Genomic DNA, 22,191 nt, shown 5'->3' on the forward strand with positions numbered 1-22,191 from the left:
CCCCATGAGCTCTGCCGAACCCTTTGCCGACCTCCTCGCCGCGAACGCTCGCTACGCCGAGGACTTCTCTCTCGCCGGCTTCGACGGCGTCGCCCGGGCGGGCGTCGCCGTCGTCACCTGCATGGACTCGCGGATCGACCCGATCGGGATGATCGGTCTCGTGCCGGGCGACGCGAAGATCCTGCGCAACCCCGGTGGCCGTGTCACCGACCAGGTGCTGGTCGCGCTCGTCCTCGGGACGAACCTCCTGGGCGTCGAGCGGGTGCTGGTCGTCCACCACACGCGCTGCGCGATGGCCTCCCGCTCGGAGGAGGAGCTGCAGGCCGAGATCGGCCGGCTCCAGGGCCAGGACGCCACGTGGATGTCGCTCGGCGTCATCACCGACCAGGTCCAGTCGATCCGGGCGGAGATCGCCAAGGTGCGCTCCCACCCGCTCATCCCGGACACCGTCGCCGCCGGCGGCTTCCTCTACGACGTCGACACCGGCCTCCTCGAGCCCGTCGAGTAACCCCCTCCTCGCGCCGACAGCCGGATTCCTCCGCGAGGAATCCGGCTGTCGGCGTGAGCGGGGGGGTGGTCAGTCCTGGTTGGCGGCCCACCAGGCGAGGAGTGCCTCGCGGGCGGCGTCCTCCCCAAGCGGCCCGCGCTCCATGCGCAGGTCGAGCAGGAAGCGGTAGGCGCGCCCCACCACGGGGCCCGGCGGCACGCCGAGGGTCGCCATGATCTGCTCGCCGTCGAGGTCCGGGCGGATCCGTGCGAGCTCCTCCTCCTCCGCGAGCGCCGCGATGCGCTCCTCGAGGTCGTCGTAGGCCGCCGCCAGGCGCAACGCCTTGCGGCGGTTGCGGGTGGTGCAGTCCGCGCGGGTGAGGCGGTGGAGGCGCTCGAGGAGCGGACCGGCGTCGGTGACGTAGCGGCGCACGGCGGAGTCGGTCCACTGGCTCTCCCCGTACCCGTGGAAGCGCAGGTGGAGCTCGACGAGCCGGGACACGTCCCTGATCGTCTGCTTGTCGAAGCGCAGCGCCTTGAGGCGCTTGGCCGCCATCCGGGCACCGACGAGCTCGTGGTGGTGGAAGCTCACCCCGCCACCCGGCTCGAAGCGCCGCGTCGCTGGCTTGCCGATGTCGTGGAGCACCGCGGCCAGGCGCAGGACGAGGTCCGGGGCGGGCACGGCGCCGTCGGGGCCGGTCTCCAGCTCGACCGCCTGGTCGAGGACGACGAGCGTGTGCTCGTAGACGTCCTTGTGGCGCCCGTGCTCGTCGACGGTGCGCTGGAGCTCGTCGAGCTCGGGGAGCACGACGGCGGCGACGCCCGTGTAGACCATGAGCTCCAGGCCGCGGCGGGGCCGCTCGGACAGGAGCATCCGCTGCAGCTCGCCGTTGACCCGCTCGGGGGAGACGATCGCGAGGCGGTCGGCCATCGCGGACATCGCCGCCATCGTCCCGGCCTCGACGTCGAAGCCCAGCTGGGCGGTGAAGCGCACGGCCCGCATGATGCGCAGCGGGTCGTCGTCGAAGGACTGCTCGGGGTCGACCGGCGTGCGGAGCACCCCGGCCTGGAGGTCCTCCAGCCCGCCGTGCGGGTCGACGAAGGTGAGGGAGGGCAGCGTCACGGCCATCGCGTTGACGGTGAAGTCACGGCGGGTGAGGTCGCCCTCGAGCGTGTCGCCGTACTCGACGACCGGCTTGCGGGAGTCCGCCTCGTAGGCCTCCGTCCGGTACGTCGTCACCTCGATGACGACGTCACCCTTGCGGGCACCGATCGTCCCGAACTCCTTGCCCACGTCCCAGTGGGCGTCCGCCCAGCGCGCGAGGAGCCGCTCGGTGTCGTCGGGGCGGGCGGAGGTCGCGAAGTCGAGGTCGTGGCTCACCGAGCCGAGGAAGGCGTCGCGGACGGGGCCGCCGACGAGCGCGAGCTCGTGCCCGGCGTCGGCGAAGACGGAGCCCAGGTCGAGCACGGCGGGCGGCAGCGCGGTCAGCGCGGCGGCGGCCGTGCGGGCGAGCGAGGACGTCGAGTCGTTGGCGGGCGGCACTTGCCACAGCCTGCCACGCCGACGGCGCCCGGGGCCACGCCGCCGGGGCGGGCGTCCGTCACGTCCCGGGCCCCGATGTCGCGCCGTCGTGCGCGGGACGGCCGCATCGCTCCGGCCAGTTGATTATGGTGACCTCATGTCCGCCGTCCCTTCGCCGCGTCGGCGCGTCCCTGCGCCGCCGCGTCCGCGCGCCGCGCCGCCCCGGTCGACGCTGCTGCCGGTGGTGGACGAGACGTCGGCGGGCGGCCTGGTCGTGCGGGTGGAGGACCGGCAGGCGTTCACCGCCGTCATCGCCCGCCGCAACCGGGGCGGGCGGCTGGAGTGGTGCCTGCCCAAGGGGCACCTCGAGGGCGAGGAGACCCCCGAGGAGGCGGCCGTCCGAGAGATCGCGGAGGAGACCGGCATCACCGGGCGCGTGCTGCGCCACCTCGCGACCATCGACTACTGGTTCTCGGGGGACGACCGCCGCGTCCACAAGGTCGTCCACCACTACCTCCTCGAGGCCACGGGCGGGGAGCTGACGATTGAGAACGACCCCGACTGCGAGGCGGAGGATGTCGCGTGGGTCAGCCTCACCGAGGTGGCCTCGCGCCTCGCCTACCCGAACGAGCGGCGCGTGGTCGCCACCGCGAGGGACGTGCTGGCCGGACGCGCATGAACATCACCTGGACCTGGTCCGGGGCCGGCCCGCGCGCCGTCGTGCTCCTCGTGCTCGCGGCCCTCCTGTGCCTCGTGCCCACCGCCACCGCGAGCACGACCCCCGGCCCTGATGACACCCCCGTCCCCACGACGGAGGACCCGACGACGGGCGTGCCCGCCTCCGAGGTCACCGTCACCCTCACCGGCATCAGCCCCGCCGTCCTTCGACCCGGCGAGGACCTCGTCGTGCGCGGCCGCGTCGTCAACGGCACGAGCACGCAGATCGCCGTGCCGGAGCTGCGGCTGCGCGCCCAGCAGAGCGCCCCGATCAGCCGCTCCATGCTCGAGCGCTGGCTCGACCCGACGTCCCTGTCGGCCACGACGCTCCTCCACGCCGAGCGGCTCGAGGACCCCGTACCGCCCGGCGCGACGGTCGACTTCACCCTCACCGTCCCCGCGGACGCGCTGCCCTTCGCCGCCACCTACAGCGGCTGGGGGCCGCGCGGCCTCGAGGTCACCGCCCACGACGCCGACATCCCCGTCCTCACCGACGCCCCGGCCGTCCGCAGCTTCCTCCTGTGGTGGCCGGACATCGAGGTCGAGACGATGCCGCTGGCCGTCCTCGCCGCCGCCGCCCCCACCGCGCCGGAGCGCGCCGCCGCGCAGGAGACCGGTACCCGCCTGGACGTCGTCGCCGCCGGGCGCCTCGAGCCGCTCCTCGACGCGCTGGACCGCCCGGCCGTCGACCTCGCCGTCGACCCCTCCCTGCTCGTCGACGTGCCCGCCGTCGTCGACCTCACGGCCGGTGAGCCGGCCGGCGAGGAGCCGACCGAGGAGCCCACGACGCCCGCGACCGCACCGAAGACGGTCCTGCGCACCACCGTCGGCGACTTCGCCGACGCCCCCGGCCGCGCCGTCCACGCCCTCCTGTGGGCGGACGCCGACGCCGCCGCACTCACCCACGCGGGCCGCACCGACCTCCTCGACGACGTGACGGCTGCCCGTGACACCGCGCTCGAGGACGTCGGGCTCAGCGCCGGGACGGGCCTGGCGTGGCCCGCGGCGCAGACCCCCGACGCCGACACCGTCACCGCCCTCTCCGAGGCCGGCGCGGCCGCGGTCGTGCTGCCGAGCAGCGGCCTGGCGCTCACCTCCCAGCTCACCTACACCCCGTCCGCACGGGCCGACGTCGCCGTCGCCGTCGACGGCACGACGCTGCCCGCCGTCCTCATCGACGAGCGGCTCTCCGCGCTGCTCTCCGGGACGCTGCTGCCGGTGGACCCGGAGCAGGCGCCCGTCGAGCTCGACCCCGTCACCGCGCGCCAGTACCTCCTCGCCGAGACGGCGGTCGTCACCCGCGAGCGCCCGGCGGACCGCCGCGACCTCCTCCTCACCGTGCCCCGTGACTTCACCGGGGACCCCGAGCTCCTCGCCGACCAGCTCACCGCCCTGGCCCAGGCCCCGTGGCTGGAGCGGGTGGGGCTGACGGAGATGCTCGAGCGCGAGGCCCCGGAGGTCGAGCGCGAGAACCTGCCCGAGACGGTCGTCGAGGACGGCGAGGTCGACGCCGGCGAGCTCGCGCGCGTGTCCGACATCCTCACGCAGACCAGCGCCTTCGCCGGGGTGCTCGAGGAGCCGGAGGCGCTCGTCGACCCGGTCCGCACCGCGCTGCTCGAGGTCACCTCGGCGGCGTGGCGGGAGCTGCCGGCCACCCGCGCGGAGCTCGTCGCCGCCGCCGAGGCGGCCTCCGAGGCGCGCCGCGGCCTCGTCGCCGCCCGTCCCGGCAGCACGCTCAACCTCATCAACGACACGGCCCACATCCCGGTCGCCGTCACCAACGAGATGTCGCGGCCGGCGACCGTCGTCGTGCGGCTCAGCCCGCGCGACCCGCGGCTCGTCGCCGACGACGAGGTCACCCTCCAGGTCCCGGCCCAGCAGTCGGCGACGGCGCAAGTACCCGTCCACGCCGTCGGCAGCGGCGACGTCGTCGTCGACGTCGTCCTCGCGGCCCCCGACGGCGCGCCCATCGACGAGCCCACCGAGATCCGGGTGCGTGTGCGCGCCGACTGGGAGACCGTGGGCACCGCCGTCGCCGCCGGCCTGCTCGTCGTCATGCTCGTCGCCGGGCTCGTGCGGACGGTGCGCCGTGCGCGCCGCCGCGGACGGCTCGGTGAGTCCGAACCACTTCCGGAGGAGACCACCACGTGAGCGAGGAACGTCGCGGCCTGGCCGGGTCGGCAGCGGTCATGTTCACCGGCACGCTCGTCTCGCGGGTGCTCGGGCTGCTGCGCAACATCGCCCTCATCGGCGCGATCGGTCTGACCGGCGCCGCGAACTCCTTCTCGGTGGCCAACAAGCTCCCGAACGTCGTCTACATGCTCGTCGCGGGCGGCGTCCTCAACGCGATCCTCGTCCCGCAGATCGTCCGCGCGATGAAGCAGCGCGACGGCGGCGACGAGTACGTCAACCGGCTCCTCACCATCGCCGGCGCCGCCCTGCTCGGGCTCACCGTGCTCCTCACGGCGGGCGCGGGAGTCCTCGTCACCGTCTACGCCTCCGAGCTGGACCCGGCGTGGTTCGACATCGCCGTCGCCTTCGCGCTGTGGTGCGTGCCGCAGCTCTTCTTCTACGGCATGTACACCCTGCTGGGGCAGGTGCTCAACGCACGCGGCAACTTCGGGCCCTACATGTGGGCGCCGGCCCTCAACAACGTCGTCGCCCTCATCGGCCTCGTCGCCTACATCGTCGTCTTCGGCGGCCGCGCCACGGGCGCCCACGAGGACCCGACGGCGTGGAGCGGCCTGCGCATCGGCGTCATCGGCGGCACGGCGACGCTCGGCGTCGCCCTCCAGGCCCTCATCCTCATCGTGCCGCTGTACCGCTCCGGCTTCCGCTTCCGCCCGCGCTGGGGGCTGCGCGGTTCGGGTCTGGGCCGGGCGAGCAAGGTCGCGACCTGGGCCTTCGCCAGCCTCCTCGTCGCCCAGCTCGGCTTCATCGCGATCTCGAACCTCGCCGCCGCGGCCGCCGACCGGGGGGAGGGCTTCGCCCCCGGCAACGCGGCGTGGGACAACGCGAACTTCCTCTACCTGCTGCCGCAGTCGCTCATCACCGTCTCGCTCGTCACGGCGCTGTTCACCCGCGTCTCCGGCTACGCGGCCTCCGGCGACACCGCCAAGGTCCGCGACGACCTGTCCCTCGGGCTGCGGACGATCGCGGTGTTCACGGTCTTCGCCAGCGGCGCCCTCGCCGTCCTCGCGCTGCCGCTCGTCCAGGCGGCCTACCTGACGACGACGATCCCCGAGGCTCGCGGTATCGCGCGGGTGCTCGTCGCCCTCCTCGGCGGCATCGCGGCGCTCGGCGCGTTCACGATGATCCAGCGGGTCTACTACGCCTTTGAGGATACGAAGTCCCTCTTCAAGCTGCAGATCCCACTGACCGCGCTCGTCATCGTCGGCAGCCTCCTGTCGATGCTCCTGCCGCCGGAGTGGTGGCTCGTGGGCGCCGCGGTCGCCACGGCGGCGTCCAACGTCGTCGGGTCCGTCGTCGCCTACCTCGCGCTGCGGCTCAAGCTGCCGAGCCTCGACGGCGGGCGGGTGCTGCGCAGCCACCTGCGAATCGTCCTCGCCGCCACGCCCCCGCTCCTGCTCGGCTGGCTGCTCCTCCACCTCATCGGGCCCGTCTCGACGGCGCAGGCCGACATCGCCCGCGCGTTCCAGTCGCTGCTCAAGGTGGCCCTCGTCGGTGGCCTCATGGGGCTGGGTTACCTCCTCCTCCTTCGCCTGCTCAAGGTCTCCGAGCTCGACGTCATCCTCGACCCCGCCCTGCGGATGCTGCGGAAGGTCGCGGGACGCGCGCCGGGTCTGCGCCGGTGGGCGGGGGACGGCGAGGCGCCCGCACGTACGATGGGGCCCGACGACGGGGGCCCGGGACCGGGCCCGGACAGAGGGAGCAGGACGCTGGACGAGCACGCACCGGGCACCGCACCGACGCTGGACCAGGGCACCCTGCTGTCCGGGCGCTACCTTCTCGACCGGGAGAACACGCCCGTGCTGCCCGCCACCGCGCTGTGGCACGGCCGCGACGAGATCCTCGAGCGCGAGGTCCGCGCCCTCGTGCTCCCCTCGACCACCGGCGCCTCCGCCGAGACCCTCGACGCCGCGCGGCGCGCCGCCCTCGTCGACGATCCCCGCCTCGAGCGGGTGCTCGACGTCGGCGCCCACGAGGGCCACGCCTTCGTCGTCACCGACGTCGCCGGCGGGCCCTCCCTCGCCGAGCTCGCCACGAGCGGGCCGATGGAGCCCGAGCAGGCCCGCGCCGTCGTCGGCGAGGTCGCCAGCGCCCTGGAGGCCGCCCGCCGCCGCGGGGTCCACCACCTCGTCCTCCTGCCCTCGGCCGTGCACGTCACCGCCGACGGCCAGGTCCGCCTCGGTGGCCTCGGTGTGGCCGCGGCCTACCTCGGCGTCGACCACGATCCCCTCTCCGCCGCCCGGGTCGACACCCTCGGCCTCGTCCGGCTGCTCTACCTCGCCCTCACCGGCACCTGGCCCGAGGCCGACGGCGGACCCGAGCTGGCCCGTCAGGTCCAGCCCGCGCCGCTCGTGGGCGGCGTCCCGGTGGCGCCGGGCAGCCTGCGCGCCGACGTCCCCGCGGACCTCAACGCGCTGTGCACCCGAACCTTTGCGGGCGAGGGCCCGCGCACCCCGAGCGAGCTCATCCGCGAGATCGCGCCGTGGCGCGACATCAACGTCGAGGCGCTGACCAGCGACCACCCGGTGTGGCCGCTCGCCGGCTCCCTCGGTGCGGGCGCCGGGACGGGGGCCGCAGCGGCCGTCGCCACGCCCGCCGCCGCTGCGTCCGCCGAGGCTGCGGTGCCCTCCGCGCCCGGCGTGCCCACGCCGGCACCGGAGGAGGAGCCGGAGCTCGCCACGGAGCTGCCCGAACCGGCCCCCGTGGACGAGGTGCCCGCCGTCGAGCCCGCCGGCCCGGCCGCCGCGGATCCGGCCGACGAGCCGGCGCCCCCGCAGCCCTCCTTCGACGACGTCGTCGCCGACACCCCCGACCAGGCCCGCCAGCCGGCACTGGACACCACGGACTGGCAGCCGCGCCCCATGCCGAGCGGGGCCGGCGCCCCGGAGGACTTCACCGCCGTCGTCGCCCCCGAGGACGACGCCGCCGCTGCCCCCCACGCCGCCCGCCACCCGCGCGGCTCGGTCGTCACCGCCGCGATCGGCGCCGGGGTGGGCGGGGCCGCGGCGGCCGTCGCCGACAGCACCCGCAAGGGCGTGGACGCCGTGCGCCGGCGCGTGTCCGCGGGCGCCGGAAAGGTCTCCGCCGCCGCCTCGGCCCGCGCCGCCGAGCGCGAGGCCCGCGCCGAGGAGGGGCTCGCGAAGACCCGCGAGGCGGACGTGCGCGCCGCTCTCGAGCACGGCCGTGTCCCGGCCGACCCGCAGCGCCCCGAGCCCGTCGCGGCGGCACCGGAGCAGGCGCAGGACCGCTCGTGGGAGTCGGTCGTCGCAGAGGAGCCGGTACGTGAGCCGGGCGCCCCCGTCCCCTTCCGCGAGCGGCGCCTCGACCCGACGCCGATCGTCCTCGCTGTCGCTCTGGTCTCTCTCCTCATCGGCGCGATCATCGCCTTCCGCACCGTCACCGCCGAGCCGGAGGACTACGTCGCCCCGCCCGCGGCCACCACCGCGGCCCCCGCCAGCCCGGAAGCGACCGACCCGGCCACGGAGCCCGAGACCACCGCGGCGCCGGAGCAGACGACGCCGCCCGAGCCGCCCGCCGTCGCCTCCCTCGCCCCCCTCGACCCCGAGGGCGACGGCGCGGAGAACCCCGAGCTCACCCCGCAGGCCCTCGACGGCGACAGGGACACCTACTGGCGCTCCCGCTCCTACGTCGACCCCCAGTACGGGATGAAGTCCGGAATCGGCCTCCACGTCCAGCTGGAGGAGGCCACCGTCGTCTCCTCGGTCACCATGGACCTCATGGGCGTGGGCGGCAACGTCGAGATCCGCGCCACCAGCCCCGACGCGCCCACCGAGGGCGACGTCCTCGCCTCCGGCGAGATGGGCCCGGAGACGACCTTTGCCTTCGACCAGCCGGTCGAGACGGACAGCATCGTCCTGTGGTTCACCTCCCTGCCCGTGGCCGACTCCGACGGCCGCAACCGCATCGAGCTCGCCGAGCTCACCGTCGAGTGAGCCCGGAACAAATCCGGGCCTCCGCGCCTTGACCCGAGCAGCACCCCCGAGCGACGAAGGACTCCCATGACGAGCACCACCCCGACCACCCTCCACGAGGTCGTCATCGTCGGTTCCGGCCCTGCCGGTTACACCGCCGCGATCTACGCCGCGCGCGCGAATCTCGCGCCCGTCGTCATCGCCGGCGCCGTCACCGCCGGTGGCGCACTGATGAACACGACCGAGGTCGAGAACTTCCCCGGCTTCCCCGAGGGCGTCATGGGCCCCGAGCTCATGGACAAGATGCAGACCCAGGCCGAGAAGTTCGGCGCCACCGTCCTGTACGACGACGCCGTGTCCGTCGACCTCACCGGTGACGTCAAGACCGTGACGACGGCGGAGGGTGACACCTACCGGGCCCGCGCGGTCATCCTCGCCAACGGCTCGGCCTACAAGGAGCTGGGCCTGGAGGGCGAGAAGACCTTCGGCGGGCGCGGCGTCTCCTATTGCGCCACCTGCGACGGCTTCTTCTTCCGTGACCAGCACATCGTCGTCGCCGGCGGCGGGGACAGCGCGATGGAGGAGGCCACCTTCCTCACGAAGTTCGCCTCGCGCGTGACCGTCGTCCACCGCCGTGACGAGCTGCGGGCCTCCAAGATCATGGCCGACCGTGCGATGTCGAACCCGAAGATCGAGTTCGCGTGGAACAGCGAGATCACCGCCATCCACGGCACCGACAAGGTCACCGGCCTCACCCTGCGCGACACCCTCACCGGTGAGGAGCGGCCGATGGACGCGACCGGCCTCTTCGTCGCGATCGGCCACGTGCCGCGCACCGACATGCTCGCCGGACAGGTGGAGCTCGACGAGAACGGCTACATCGTCGTCACCTCTCCCTCCACCGCCACGAGCGTCCCCGGCGTCTTCGCCTGCGGCGACGCCGTGGACCACACCTACCGGCAGGCCATCACCGCGGCCGGCACGGGTTGCGCCGCCGCCCTGGACGCCGAGCGCTACCTCGCCGCCCTGGGCGAGGCCGCCGAGCCGGCCACCGACGCCTCCCAGACCCCACAGGGCGCCGTCTCCCTGTGAGGCCCTCTTCTCCCTCGGTGGCGCAGGTGAGCGACGACACCTTCGCCACCGAGGTGCTGGGCGCCTCGGGCCCGGTCCTCGTCGACTTCTGGGCGCCGTGGTGCCAGCCCTGCCTCAAGCTGGCGCCGGTGCTCTCCGAGCTGGCCGTCGAGTACGGGGACCGGCTGCGTGTCCTCGCTCTGGACGTCGACGAGAACCCCGACACCGTGCAGGCGTACGGCATCGTCTCCCTGCCCACCATGATCCTCTTCCGGGACGGTGAGCCGGTGTCGTCGCTGGTCGGGGCGCGGCCCAAGCCGGCCCTCGCGGCCCAGCTCGCCACGCTCGTTCCCTGAGCGGGTGCGCCGCAGCGCGCCGCGTGCGGCGTAGCCTGGCACACGCGTCGACGAGCGCGCAGGAGGAGGCACCCACATGACGAACCCCGAGCCCCGGACTCCCGGCGGGGGCCGTGCGGCCGCCGGGACACGGCTGGACCCGTGGTTCGACTCCTACGCGGAGCGCGCCCACGGGATGCGATCCTCGGAGATCCGGGCGCTCTTCGCCGTCGCCAGCCGCCCCGAGGTCGTCTCGCTGGCCGGGGGCATGCCGAACATCTCTGGCCTGCCGATCGACTTCCTCGCCGACATGACGGCCAAGCTGCTCCGCGATCGCGGGCCGGAGGCGCTGCAGTACGGCAGCGGCCAGGGCGAGGTCGCCATGCGCGAGCAGATCGTCGAGGTGATGCGCTACGACCGCGTCCACGCGCATCCGGACGACGTCGTCGTCACCACCGGGTCGCAGCAGGCGCTCGACCTCGTGACTGAGGTCTTCATCGACCCCGGTGACGTCATCGTCGCCGAGGCCCCCAGCTACGTGGGGGCGCTGGGCGTCTTCCGCGCCTACCAGGCCAACATCGTCCACGTGCCGATGGACGAGCACGGGCTGGTCCCCGATGAGCTCGAGTCGACCCTCCGGCGCCTGGCCACCGAGGGACGGCGCGTCAAGATGCTCTACACGGTCCCGAACTTCCACAACCCTGGCGGTGTCACGCTCGCGGAGGAGCGTCGTCCGCAGGTCGTGGAGATCTGCCGCCGCTACGGCGTCCTCATCCTCGAGGACAACCCCTACGGCCTGCTCGGCTTCGACGGCGACCCCCTGCCGTCGCTCAAGAGCTACAACCCCGACGGCGTCGTGTACCTCGGCTCCTTCTCCAAGACCTTCGCACCGGGCTACCGCGTGGGCTGGGCGGCTGCGCCGCACGCGGTCCGCGAGAAGCTCGTCCTGGCGAGCGAGGCGGCCATCCTGTCCCCCTCCCGGTTCAGCCAGCTGTCGATCACCTCCTACCTCGAGGGCTATGACTGGTACGGGCAGGTCAAGCAGTTCCGCGAGGAGTACCGCACCCGCGGCGACTCCATGATGTCGGCGCTCACGGAGTATCTGCCCGAGGCGCGCTGGACCGTCCCCACCGGCGGCTTCTACACCTGGGTGACTCTGCCCCCGGGTCTGGACGCCAAGGCGATGCTGCCCCGCGCCGTCACCAACCTTGTCGCCTACGTCTCCGGCACCGCGTTCTACGCCGACGGCCAGGGCACGGACCACATGCGGTTGTCCTTCTGCTACCCGACGCCGGAGCGCATCCGCGAGGGTGTGCGGCGCCTGGCGGGCGTGGTGCGAGCCGAGCTCGAGCTCACCGAGATGTTCGGGACCGCCGGGACCCGTAACCAGGGCGAGCACCTCGTCGACACCCCGAGCCCCGACCAGGCCTGACACAGAGCGGAGCCACCATGACCACTGCCGAGACCGTGCCTGCAGACCCGCGCGTCCTCGTCCTTGCCGGCGGCCTGTCCCACGAGCGTGACGTGTCGCTGCGCTCGGGACGCCGCGTGGCCCAGCTCCTGCGGGACGCCGGCCTCACCGTGGAGGTACGGGACCTCGACGCCGAGCTGCTGCCCACCCTGCGGGAGAACCGGCCCGACGTCGTCCTCCCACTCGTCCACGGCTCCACCGGCGAGGACGGCTCGATCCGTGGGCTGCTCGAGCTCCTCGACATCCCCTACGTGGGCAGCTCCTCCGGCCCGTGCCGGTTGGCCTCCCGCAAGCCGGTCGCCAAGGCGATCGTCGCGGCCGCCGGCGTCGCCACGCCCGCCTTCGTCACCCTGCCCCGCGGGCTGTTCCACGAGATCGGGTCGGCCCCCGTGCTGTCCACCGTTCTTGCCGGGCTGGCGCTCCCTCTCGTGGTGAAGCCCGAGGACGGCGGGTCCGCGCTGGGCGTCACCGTCGTCGAGCGCGCCGAGGACCTGCCCGACGCCATGGTCGCCTGCTTCTCCTACGGCAACGCCGCGCTCGTGGAGCGGGCGGTCGTGGGGACGGAGGTGGCCGTATCCGTCGTCGAGACGGCGGACGGACCGGTGGCGCTGCCGCCGGTCGAGATCGTCACCGACGGTCCCTACGACTACGACGCGCGCTACAACGCCGGGCGCACCGAGTACTTCGTCCCCGCGCGCCTGGACGCGGCGGCCACGCGGGCGGCCTGTGACGCCGCTGTGGCCGCCCACCGGGCGCTGGGCCTGCGGGACCTGTCCCGGACCGACCTCGTCGTCGACGCCGAGGGCACGCCCTGGTTCCTCGACATGAACGTTGCCCCGGGGATGACGGAGACCTCGCTGTACCCGCAGGCGGCACAGGCCTGGGCCGCGCAGGGCGGGCCGAGCTTCACCGAGCTCCTCGTCGAGCTCGTCCGCACCGCGGCTGCCCGCTCCTGAGAACTTCGCGTCCCCTCCGCTCAGGAGGGGACGCGGCGGTGGCTCAGGAGGCGGCGTCGTCGAGGCGCGGTCGCTCCACGGAGGGGGCGAGCACGTCGAGGATCCGGTTGAGGTCCTCGATGCTGGCGAACTCGATGTTGATCTTGCCCTTGCGCTGGCCCATGCCGATCTTCACCCGGGTGTCGAAGCGGTCCGACAGACGCGTGGCGATCTCGTTGAGCTCGGCGGCGTGGGCGCCGCTCCGCGGACGACGGCGCATCTCCGGTGCCGTGGGCTCGTCACCGAGGGCGACGATCTCCTCGGTGGTGCGGACGCTCAGCCCCTCGGCGACGATGCGCTGGGCCAGCCGCTCCATGGCGGCCGGGTCGGACAGGCCCAGGAGGGCACGGGCATGACCCGCCGACAGGATCCCGGCAGCCACCCTCCGCTGGACGAGCGGAGGCAGCTTGAGCAGGCGCAGCGTGTTGGAGATCTGCGGCCGGGAGCGGGCAATTCGGGAGGCGAGCTCCTCGTGGGTGCAGGAGAAGTCCTCGAGCAGCTGCTGGTAGGCGGCCGCCTCCTCCAGGGGGTTGAGCTGCGCCCGGTGAAGGTTCTCCAGCAGGGCGTCACGCAGGAGGTCGTCGTCCTCGACCTCCCGGACGATGGCCGGGACGGTCGTGTGCCCGGCGAGCTGGGACGCGCGCCAGCGCCGCTCACCCATGATGAGCTCGTAGCGTGCCTCCTCGCCCTCGGGCAGGGCGCGCACGACGATGGGCTGGAGCACGCCCACCTCACGGATGGACGCGGCGAGCTCCTCGAGCTCCTCCTCGTCGAAGACCTGCCGCGGCTGCCGCCGGTTAGCGACGACGTCGTCGACCGCGATCTCGGCGAAGGTGGCACCCGGGACCGGGACGAGCGAGTCCTCGCTCCTCGCCGCGGCCGGCGCCACCGACTCCTCGGGAACGACGCGCTCGGGCTGCGACTCGGGCGGAGCCGGCGTGGCGCCGCTCGGGACGTCCGAGGCCGCCTGGCGACGCGGCTTGACCGTGTCCTTGGGGATCGAGGCGCGCTTGCGTGCCTTCGGGGCCGCCTTGGTGGACGTTGCGCCGGTGGCCCCCGTCTGCCGGGTGGCCGGCGCGGAGGTTACGGGCTGGGGCTCGGCTGCGGCCGCCGGGGCCGGCTTCGGGCTGCGCTCGGTCCGCTGGTCGGGGAAGAAGACGTCCACCGGCCGGCCCTCTGTGGGCGCGTTCGGAATCAGCGCACCGAGGCCCTTGCCAAGGCCGCGTCGCTTCTCACTCATGGACATCCTCCGTACGGTGCGCCTCGCTGGGCTGTGCTGATGGGGGGGTGCTCGCGGTCTCGGCGCGCGACGCGATCTCCTGGGCGGCGGCCCGGTAGGCGAGGGCGCCGGTAGAGCTCGGGTCGTAAGTGAGGACCGTCTGTCCGTACGACGGGGCCTCGGAGATCCTCACCGACCTAGGGATCGGAACCTCGAGGGTCTGCTGAGGGAAGTGCGTATGGACCTCGTCCGCGACCTGCCGTGACAGGTTGGTGCGCTTGTCAAACATCGTAAGCAAGATTGTCGACACATGTAGCGTAGGGTTGAGGTGTCCACGGATCAATTCGATGTTGCGCAGCAGCTGGCTCAACCCCTCGAGCGCGTAGTACTCGGACTGGATCGGGATGAGCACCTCACGCGCGGCGACGAAGGCATTGACTGTGAGGAGTCCGAGGCTCGGGGGGCAGTCGATGAAGATGTAGTCGTACCGCTCCTCGTCACTTTGGCCCGCCAACAGTGTCATGATGGCGTTCCGCAGACGGTTCTCCCGCGCCACCATGGAGACGAGCTCGATCTCAGCGCCAGACAGGTCGATCGTGGCCGGCGCGCAGAAGAGCCGTTCGATGTCCGGGCAGGGCTGAATGACCTCCGCGAACGGCACGTCGTCGATAAGCACGTCGTAGGTCGATGGAGTGCCGGCATGGTGGTCGATGCCCAGGGCTGTGGACGCATTGCCCTGCGGGTCGTTGTCGATGACGAGAACCTGCAGGCCCCCCGTCGCCAGAGCCGCAGCAAGGTTCACCGTCGTTGTCGTCTTACCGACGCCACCCTTTTGGTTCGCCACGGTGAGGATTCGGGTCTGGTCGGGGCGGGGGAAGGTCTTCCCCTCCAGCGAGATCCTCCTTCGAGCATCCTCCGCCAGCTGAGCCGCCAGCGGCGTGGAGTCGTCAAAATGGCCCAGCCCGCCCAGGAGGTTCCGTGCTCCGTGGTCCTGCTGGTCGCTCGTCACGGCACCGTTTGCCGTGACGGTCGTGTCGTCCGACTCCGTCACACGTACCCCTCGAATCGCAGTTGTTGCGCCTGCTCGTAGCCTATCCCGTGCCGACAGAGACCCTGTGCACCGACGCGCTCGCCTGTGGATGAGTGCCACCCTCCCCCGGTTTCACGTGAAACCGACACGTTGCCGTGCCCGCGGGCAGCTTTCCGCTTCTCTCGCTAGAGCTTCCGGCGCCTTTCCGAAGGCAACACCGTTGCACTTCCGCGTCACTGAGGGTGGAGTGTCACACGAAGGCTGCGGGGGACGCCGCGCGAGTAGCAGCGGCTGGTGCAGCCGGCAGGCACCTGGGAGCCCCGGGACCGGCTTACGGGACACCTACTCTCGCCCGCTTCAGACCAGCTGTCTGTGGCAGGCCGTCCGAGCGTTCTATCGCGACGACGTACATCCTTCGCAATTGGCGCGGTGGTGCACGTAGCCTGAGGCCCGTCCGTCAATCGGCGCCGGGATTTCGCGTTGAAACTCCAGGAGTGCTTGCCCTCAGACATCACACCGCCACTGCGAGCGCTCTTCCACGCGCGGCCTGCCCGGCACTATGCCAGCACATCAGCCTTCATCTCGTCATGACGCCGCTCCCCGCCGTGACGTCGCCTACGCCCGCGGCGTCGAGGGGGATAGCTGCCCGGCCTTCCCGGGCGCACAGAAATCATGCGGTGTGGGTTTCACGTGAAACACGCTAAGCGGCCCACACGGCAAGACACTATTGGGGAGTCACGATGATGCGTTACCCGCGCGCCGCGCGCTGTCCTGCCCTCACAACGCTCCACTTTCGACCGATGCGTGGTTTCACGTGAAACGACGGCGCAATGGCCTTCGACCACTTGCGACTACACGTCATACCGCAGAAACGGCTGGCGCGCGACGGACTAGCCGTCGGCATCCTCTCGGTGACCTGTGCTAGTGGGCTGCCGCCTGCGATCTGCCCTCGCAATGTGCTTGATTCTGCTATGAAGCGGACTTATGCGTGCCGTCCCAGACTCTCAACGGGTGCGGTCTATCCATCTCCGCGCGGTGGCAAGCGGCATTGTGCTCGCGGAGGACCTTCGTACGACGCCGCGGGCGAGTGCGCCACCCTGGGCCGACATCACAATGTGGACTACTACGCGACACGTAAGTGAATGTGGCGCTTCGCCCCGACGCCTACGTTCGCGATCTCAACCTGCATTACGCGCGGACACCGTCCCAACCCGGATCGGACCGAGTCGTCATCAGTGTCGGCATACACACGCGCTGCCGCCCATACCTGCTTGACCCGTCCGAACACTCGCGCAGGGTGAACCCCCTATGACGTCGCCCCATAGACACCCCTGCTTCGCTGGAACGAAGGCGCTCACGAGTTGAAACTTGTTCCACGTGGAACGGCGCAGATGACATGTCTGGAGCGCGCGACTGGCAACCGGTGCTCCCGGGGAAGGAGTACGCGGGCCGGACCGTACGGATGCATCGCGAGCAAACAACGAGAACGCCGTCAGCTGTACCGGAACCCAAGAGAGCCTGGCGAGCTCGCCTTAGCGCGACGGTCAGCCGGCGATCGTCGGACCTCGCACCAGACCATCCGGGCAGCGCGCCCGGTCGCCAGCAAGTACTCGGTCCTCGTACGCAGCGCCGCCTCGCGGAACCTGAGCGGGTGTCACTGACCACGATGGCAGAAGCGACTGGTAAGACAGCGTTCCACGTGAAACACGGCGGCATACACACGTCGGCCCGAGAGGCGATCGGTTTCGACTGCGCCGGAGCAGGCTCGAGGCGGGTACTCGCTGCCCTGTCATCCAGACGTTCCGGACGGCGTCGATGGTGCTTCGAGCAGCGCTTGGGGTCGCTGTTGCTCACCATCACGGAGAATCGCCAGCATGCGGGCTATGCCGGAAGCGCGACACGCTGCCGCACGACCCACAATGCCGTTCCACGTGAAACGAAAGACTCCAGCACAGCGAGCGCCACAACTAGGTGCCGTCAGCAGGAAGTTGTACGTCGGCGACTCAGCCGACGCGTTCCGCTATTACGATCCTCGTCGGCTCGTCAGTTCCGGGCACGACGACCTCCTGCACAGAGGTAGCCCTCAGCCCGTGTTTACGCAGCATCTTCTCAGCCTCGATCACCTCTGCCGCGGCTCGTTCACCCTTGAGCGCCACGAGACGACCCCCGGGTGCGATCAGCGGTCCCACCCACGGGACGAGCTTCTTGAGAGCCGCCACCGCGCGCGCACTGACCGCGTCATAGCCGGCGGCGCCGTGCAGCTCCTCAGCGCGCGCCCGTACAACTGTGACGTTGCTGAGGGAGAGCTCGCGGCTGACGTCTTCGAGCCAGGTCGTACGGCGCTCCATGGGCTCGATCAGGTGAACATCGAGATCCGGCCGCATAATTGCGACAACGATGCCAGGGAAGCCGGCGCCGGAACCGATGTCGGCGAAGGCCACACCCTCGGGCACGAACGGAGCGACCGCACTCGAGTTGAGCAAGTGGCGCGTCCACAGCCTGGGAAGCTCGCGGGGACCGATCAGTCCGCGAAGCTCCCCCTCGGCGACGAGCATCGCGGCGAACTGCTCCAGCTTCGGCCACGAGTCCCCGAAGACACTAATCGCCGAGTCCGGAACACGCTCGACAGTCGGACTGCCTTCGGAAGTGCTCATCTACAGGTGAAGATCACGCCTGGGAGATGACGACGTGCCGGTGCGGCTCGACGCCCTCGGAGTCGCTGATCAGTCCGGCGGCAGCGACAGTGTCGTGGACGACCTTGCGCTCGAAAGGGTTCATCGGCTCGAGCGACACCTTCCCGGCCCCCGACTTGACCTTCGTGATGGCTTCCTGTGCCACGGCAGTGAGCTCGGCGCGGCGTCCGCGCCGGTGGCCGGCGATGTCGAGCATCAGCCGGCTGCGCTCGCCCGTCCGTGCCTGGACCGCGAGCCGCGTGAGCTCCTGGAGCGCGTCGAGGGCCTCACCGTCCTTGCCCACGAGTCGCTGGAGCTCCCGGTCAGAGCCGCCCTCGTTGACGATCTCTACCGCAGCTCGGCCGTGGTCGATCGAGAGGTCGATGTCGCCGTCCAGGTCAGCGATGTCGAGCAGCTCCTCGAGGTAGTCGGCGGCGATCTCGCCCTCCTCCTCGAGGCGCTTCACGCTCGTCGGCGCGGCGGTGCGCTCGATAGACGTCGTCTCAGCCGCCCTCGCGCCCTGCTCCGACGTCGTGTCGTCGGCCTGCACGTCTTGCTCGCTCACGGGTTGATCCTTCTCTCTCGGCCCGTCGCCCCGGGCACTGAACAGGGTCTCTACTTGCTCGGCTTGCCGGGGCCCTTGCCACGGCGCTCGGTCTCGGCCCGGCGTTGGGCCGCTCGCTTCGCGTGGCGCTCGGCAGCACGCTGTTGGGGCGTCTTCCCGTCGCTCGGCGCACCAGCCGCCGTCGGCGTCTCCGCCGTCTCGGCCTCGGCCTCGGCCGCGTCGTCGGGGGACGCCGCACTGGACCCGGTCTGCGCCTCGAAGCCCGGCGCTCCCGGTGAGCCCGGGCGACGCTGACGGTCCTTGCGCTTGGGCTGGACGCGCTGGCCGCGCTGCACCGGACGCTCTGACTCTGGCGGCTCGGGAAGAAGCTCCTCCACCGGCACGCCCTTGCGGGCGGCCTTGCGCTCAAGCTTGCTGCGCTCACGCTCCTTGAAGCGCTTCTCGGCCTCGGAACCCGCGGCCGGCATCTTCCGGATCGTGTAGAACTGCTGGCCCATCGTCCACAGGTTCGTCGTGAGCCAGTAGATGAGCACACCGACCGGGAAGTAGACGCCGGAGAAGGCGAAGACCAGCGGCATCAGATACATGAGCATGCGCTGCTGCTTGGCCATCGGGTTGTCCAGCGCGCTCTGCGGCATGTTCTTCATCGTCAGCTGCCGCTGCGTGGTGAACGTCGTCACCGACATGAGGACGATGAGCACAGCCGTGAGGATCCGGACATTGAGCGTCGCCCCCTCACCGAGGAAGGACTGCGACAGTCGTGCCCCGAGCAGCGTCGCGTCGAGGAACTGCGTGGCCGCGGCCTGGTCGATCGGCCCGAGCGGCTGCCCGTCGCGGTAGGTGCCGTCGGCGATCTGCGGCATCGAGTAGAGCACCCGGAACAGGGCAAAGAAAATGGGAGACTGCGCGAGGATCGGCAGGCACGAGGCGAACGGGTTCGTCCCGTGCTTCTGGTAGAGCGCCATCATCTCGGCCTGCATCTGCTGACGCGACGCAGGGTCGTTCTTGCCCTTGTACTTCTTCTGCAGCTTCTGGAGCTCGGGTTGCAGGACCTGCATGCCGCGAGAAGCCTTGATCTGCTTGAAGAACAGCGGGATAAGGAAGATGCGCATGAGGACCGTCAGCCCGACGATCGACAGCGCCCACGTCCATCCGCTCGCGGGGTCGAGGCCGACGAAGGTCCACAGCTCGTGGAAGAGGTGGAGGATCCACGCGACGACCCACTTGATGGGGAACAGGATCGTGTCAAAGGCACCCATGCGGGTCGTCTCCTAGAAGTCTTCCGGCGCGTCGGTCACACGCGCCCCACCGGCAGCTACACCGAGGGTACGTGCTCGTGCGTCGCGTCTTGACCACGGCATCGGCTCGCCGGCGTGCAGGACGTGGTCGACCCCGCCCCGGCTCCAGGGGTTGCAGCGCAGCAGTCGCCAGACGGCGAGAGCGAGCCCGCGTACCGCACCGTGTCGTCGCAAGGACGTCACCGCGTACGCGGAGCACGAGGGATAGTAGCGGCACGTCGGCCCGAACCAGGGGGAGACGACGAGCTGGTAGCCGCGCACGAGCAGCGCGAGGCCGCGGCCCATGAGCCCGCTCAGGCGCGCACTCATCGTCGCGTCCCGCGGCGGCGTGCACCGCTCAGGGCCGTGTCGAGGTCCGCCCCGAGGGCCGAGCTCGACGCCTCGCGGGCAGCCGGAAGCGCCCGCACAACGAGCTTCTCGCCGTCGTGCAGGGCGCTGATCCGGGAGGCGAGCAGTCCGCGCAGCCGGCGCTTGACCTGGTTGCGCTCCACCGCGTTGCCGACCGCCTTGGACACGACGAGACCCGCACGCGGCGCTGCCGGTGCGGCGTTCTCGGCGGACCGAAGGTGGACGACGAGCCGGCTCGTGCCGCTGCGAGCACCACCGCGCACCGCGTCGGTGAAGTCTTCCGCCCGACGCATCCGGTGCTGCGGCGGCAGCACGACTCAGGCCGAGAGCTTCTCGCGGCCCTTGCGACGACGGGCGCCCAGGATGGCGCGCCCGGCGCGCGTGCGCATGCGCAGCCGGAACCCGTGCACCTTGGCACGCTTCCGGTTGTTCGGCTGGTAAGTCCGCTTGCTCACGGCAGTACTCCAAAACGTCGGTTGTCTACGCTGCGGCTGGGCAGCAGATCCGCGGCTGCGCCGCTCCTCCGCATGACAGAAGCGGTGCGAAGGCACCACGGAAGAGCCGTCAGGACGGCTTGGCCACGATACGCGAGCGGGAGAACGCCGGTCAATCCGACGTCCGAACGCCTGAGTATGCCGTCCCTCACGCCCCTTCTGCACATCTGTGGATATCTATGTGGATCACGTGGCGAGGTGCGACACTCGTGGCTCTGCCCGCTGCTAGAGAGGACCGCTGTGCCCGAGAACGACGACATCACCGACGTCTGGGCACGTGCCGTGGACATCCTCACCGAGAGCGGGGACATCGGCGGCGCACAGCGCGCCTTCATCCGCCTCACCCGCCCCCTCGGTGCTGTGGACGGCACCCTCCTCCTCGCGGTTCCCAGCGACTTCGCCAAGGACTTCCTCGAGACCCGCGCCCGCGTCGCCCTCACCGAGGCGCTGACCGAGGCATTCGGCTCGGCCGTCCGCTTCGCCGTCACCGTCGACCCGACCCTGGAGGAGACGTCGCCGCGTGTCCCCAGCGCCGACACCCCCGACGACGCCCCCACCCCGCCCACCCCCCAGGAGACGCGCGCGGCTGCCCGCCGCGCCTCCGCGGTCGCCGAGGCGGACGCCGCGCGGCTCAACCCGAAGTACACCTTCGAGACCTTCGTCATCGGCTCGAGCAACCGCTTCGCCCACGCAGCCGCGACCGCTGTCGCCGAGTCACCGGCCCGCGCCTACAACCCGCTGTTCATCTATGGCGGGTCTGGACTGGGCAAGACCCATCTGCTCCACGCCATCGGGCACTACGCCCGCAGCCTGGACCCCAGCGTGCGCGTGCGCTACGTGAACTCCGAGGAGTTCACCAACGACTTCATCAACTCGATCCGCGACGACAAGGCCGAGGCCTTCCAGCGTCGTTACCGAGAGGTCGACGTCCTCCTCATCGACGACATCCAGTTCCTGCAGGGCAAGGAACAGACGATGGAGGAGTTCTTCCACACCTTCAACACGCTGCACAACGCGAACAAGCAGGTGGTCATCACCTCCGACCTCGCGCCCAAGCAGCTCAACGGCTTCGAGGACCGGATGCGTTCCCGCTTCGAGTGGGGCCTGCTCACCGACGTGCAGCCGCCCGACCTCGAGACCCGGATCGCCATCCTCCGCAAGAAGGCGAACAACGAGAACCTCGAGATCGAGGACGCCGTCCTCTCCTACATCGCCTCGCGGATCTCCACGAACATCCGTGAGCTCGAAGGCGCACTCATCCGCGTCACGGCCTTCGCCAACCTCAACCGCCAGCCGGTCGACGAGTCGCTCGCCGTCATGGTCCTCAAGGACTTCATCACCGACACCGACGGCGAGGACATCACCCCGACGCTGATCATGGGCCAGACCGCGGACTACTTCTCCGTGTCGATCGACGCCCTGTGCAGCGCCGACCGCTCCCGCGTCCTCGTCAACGCCCGGCAGATCGCCATGTACCTGTGCCGTGAGCTCACCGAGCTGTCCCTGCCGAAGATCGGCCAGCTCTTCGGCGGACGCGACCACACGACGGTCATGCATGCCAACCGCAAGATCCGCGAGCAGATGGCGGAGAAGCGCTCGACCTTCAACCAGGTCACCGAGCTCACCAACCGGATCAAGCAGAAGGCCCGCACCGGCGGCTGAGCCGCTCGACGCGTCTGGGACCTGCACGACGGCGGTACGTCGTCGTGCAGGTCCCTTCCTGCTGCCCACGACCAGATGAGCACGCCGTGACGGCAACGCCGGCCTGTGCGCGCCGTGCGGTGGCGCTCGACGAAGGAAATGTGTCCCGCGGCCCAATGCACAGCTGTGGACAAGTCTGTGGATT

18 protein-coding genes are annotated in these 22,191 nt (G+C 71.2%); 9 read left to right on the forward strand and 9 right to left on the reverse strand.

All coding sequences use genetic code 11. The features are described 5' to 3' along the window. The first annotated feature begins 4 nt into the window (after positions 1-4). The gene (locus M3148_RS09070) at positions 5-508 is read left to right on the forward strand and encodes a beta-class carbonic anhydrase (RefSeq protein WP_251304362.1); all 504 of its coding nucleotides are present in this window, start codon (positions 5-7) and stop codon (positions 506-508) included. A 69-nt stretch (positions 509-577) separates the two neighbouring features. Here M3148_RS09070 and M3148_RS09075 read toward each other — a convergent pair whose 3' ends face one another. Next, complete coding sequence (locus tag M3148_RS09075; RefSeq protein WP_251304363.1) at positions 578-2,029, reverse strand: CCA tRNA nucleotidyltransferase; 1,452 nt, start codon at positions 2,027-2,029, stop codon at positions 578-580. Between the two features lie 136 nt (positions 2,030-2,165). On the opposite strand from M3148_RS09075, the gene M3148_RS09080 reads away from it, so the two are divergent. The 7 genes from M3148_RS09080 to M3148_RS09110 all read left to right on the forward strand — a co-directional run bounded on the left by M3148_RS09080 (position 2,166) and on the right by M3148_RS09110 (position 12,680). Further along, entirely contained in the window at positions 2,166-2,687 is a 522-nt protein-coding gene (locus tag M3148_RS09080; protein ID WP_110853897.1) for an NUDIX hydrolase, read from the forward strand. After that, complete coding sequence (locus M3148_RS09085; protein ID WP_251304364.1) at positions 2,684-4,876, forward strand: DUF6049 family protein; 2,193 nt, start codon at positions 2,684-2,686, stop codon at positions 4,874-4,876. Before M3148_RS09080 ends, M3148_RS09085 begins: the two co-directional genes overlap by 4 nt. Continuing rightward, a complete protein-coding gene (gene murJ / locus M3148_RS09090) occupies positions 4,873-8,868 on the forward strand; it encodes a murein biosynthesis integral membrane protein MurJ (protein WP_251304365.1) in 3,996 nt (1,331 codons plus the stop codon). Before M3148_RS09085 ends, murJ begins: the two co-directional genes overlap by 4 nt. A 66-nt stretch (positions 8,869-8,934) precedes the next feature. Beyond that, positions 8,935-9,939 (forward strand): thioredoxin-disulfide reductase, encoded by a 1,005-nt coding sequence (gene trxB, locus M3148_RS09095; RefSeq protein ID WP_251304366.1) that lies wholly within the window; start codon positions 8,935-8,937, stop codon positions 9,937-9,939. Between the two features lie 26 nt (positions 9,940-9,965). Further along, complete coding sequence (trxA, locus tag M3148_RS09100) at positions 9,966-10,274, forward strand: thioredoxin (protein ID WP_308203232.1); 309 nt, start codon at positions 9,966-9,968, stop codon at positions 10,272-10,274. Positions 10,275-10,350: 76 nt separating this feature from the next. Next, positions 10,351-11,685 (forward strand): aminotransferase-like domain-containing protein, encoded by a 1,335-nt coding sequence (locus M3148_RS09105; protein WP_251304368.1) that lies wholly within the window; start codon positions 10,351-10,353, stop codon positions 11,683-11,685. Between the two features lie 17 nt (positions 11,686-11,702). Then, positions 11,703-12,680 carry a D-alanine--D-alanine ligase family protein gene (locus M3148_RS09110; RefSeq protein ID WP_251304369.1) on the forward strand — a complete coding sequence of 326 codons (978 nt, stop codon included), beginning with the start codon at positions 11,703-11,705 and terminating at the stop codon, positions 12,678-12,680. A 43-nt stretch (positions 12,681-12,723) separates the two neighbouring features. Here the strand turns inward: M3148_RS09110 and M3148_RS09115 are convergent, their stop codons facing one another. The 8 genes from M3148_RS09115 to rpmH all read right to left on the reverse strand — a co-directional run bounded on the left by M3148_RS09115 (position 12,724) and on the right by rpmH (position 20,306). After that, a complete protein-coding gene (locus M3148_RS09115) occupies positions 12,724-13,959 on the reverse strand; it encodes a ParB/RepB/Spo0J family partition protein (RefSeq protein WP_251304370.1) in 1,236 nt (411 codons plus the stop codon). After that, positions 13,952-14,989 (reverse strand): ParA family protein, encoded by a 1,038-nt coding sequence (locus M3148_RS09120; RefSeq protein ID WP_440136913.1) that lies wholly within the window; start codon positions 14,987-14,989, stop codon positions 13,952-13,954. The genes M3148_RS09115 and M3148_RS09120 overlap by 8 nt, the downstream gene beginning before the upstream one ends. Positions 14,990-16,971: 1,982 nt before the next feature. Next, the gene (gene rsmG / locus M3148_RS09125; protein WP_251304371.1) at positions 16,972-17,622 is read right to left on the reverse strand and encodes a 16S rRNA (guanine(527)-N(7))-methyltransferase RsmG; all 651 of its coding nucleotides are present in this window, start codon (positions 17,620-17,622) and stop codon (positions 16,972-16,974) included. A gap of 13 nt (positions 17,623-17,635) precedes the next feature. Further along, positions 17,636-18,133: a Jag family protein gene (locus tag M3148_RS09130; RefSeq protein ID WP_251304549.1), complete on the reverse strand. Its 498-nt coding sequence runs from the start codon at positions 18,131-18,133 to the stop codon at positions 17,636-17,638. A 122-nt stretch (positions 18,134-18,255) separates the two neighbouring features. Continuing rightward, the gene (gene yidC, locus M3148_RS09135) at positions 18,256-19,464 is read right to left on the reverse strand and encodes a membrane protein insertase YidC (protein ID WP_251304372.1); all 1,209 of its coding nucleotides are present in this window, start codon (positions 19,462-19,464) and stop codon (positions 18,256-18,258) included. Positions 19,465-19,476: 12 nt separating this feature from the next. After that, on the reverse strand, positions 19,477-19,812 hold the full coding sequence (yidD, locus tag M3148_RS09140) for a membrane protein insertion efficiency factor YidD (RefSeq protein ID WP_251304373.1): 336 nt from the start codon (positions 19,810-19,812) through the stop codon (positions 19,477-19,479). Beyond that, positions 19,809-20,165, reverse strand: coding sequence for a ribonuclease P protein component (gene rnpA / locus M3148_RS09145; protein ID WP_251304374.1), 357 nt, complete (start codon positions 20,163-20,165; stop codon positions 19,809-19,811). The genes yidD and rnpA overlap by 4 nt, the downstream gene beginning before the upstream one ends. Before the next feature lie 3 nt (positions 20,166-20,168). Next, positions 20,169-20,306, reverse strand: coding sequence for a 50S ribosomal protein L34 (gene rpmH / locus M3148_RS09150; protein WP_110853377.1), 138 nt, complete (start codon positions 20,304-20,306; stop codon positions 20,169-20,171). 279 nt (positions 20,307-20,585) lie between these two features. Between rpmH and dnaA the strand changes: the two genes are divergently transcribed. Continuing rightward, positions 20,586-22,007: a chromosomal replication initiator protein DnaA gene (gene dnaA, locus M3148_RS09155; RefSeq protein ID WP_251304375.1), complete on the forward strand. Its 1,422-nt coding sequence runs from the start codon at positions 20,586-20,588 to the stop codon at positions 22,005-22,007. Positions 22,008-22,191 lie beyond the last annotated feature (184 nt).

The organism is Georgenia satyanarayanai (assembly GCF_023715365.1).
Taxonomy (GTDB): domain Bacteria; phylum Actinomycetota; class Actinomycetes; order Actinomycetales; family Actinomycetaceae; genus Oceanitalea; species Oceanitalea satyanarayanai_B.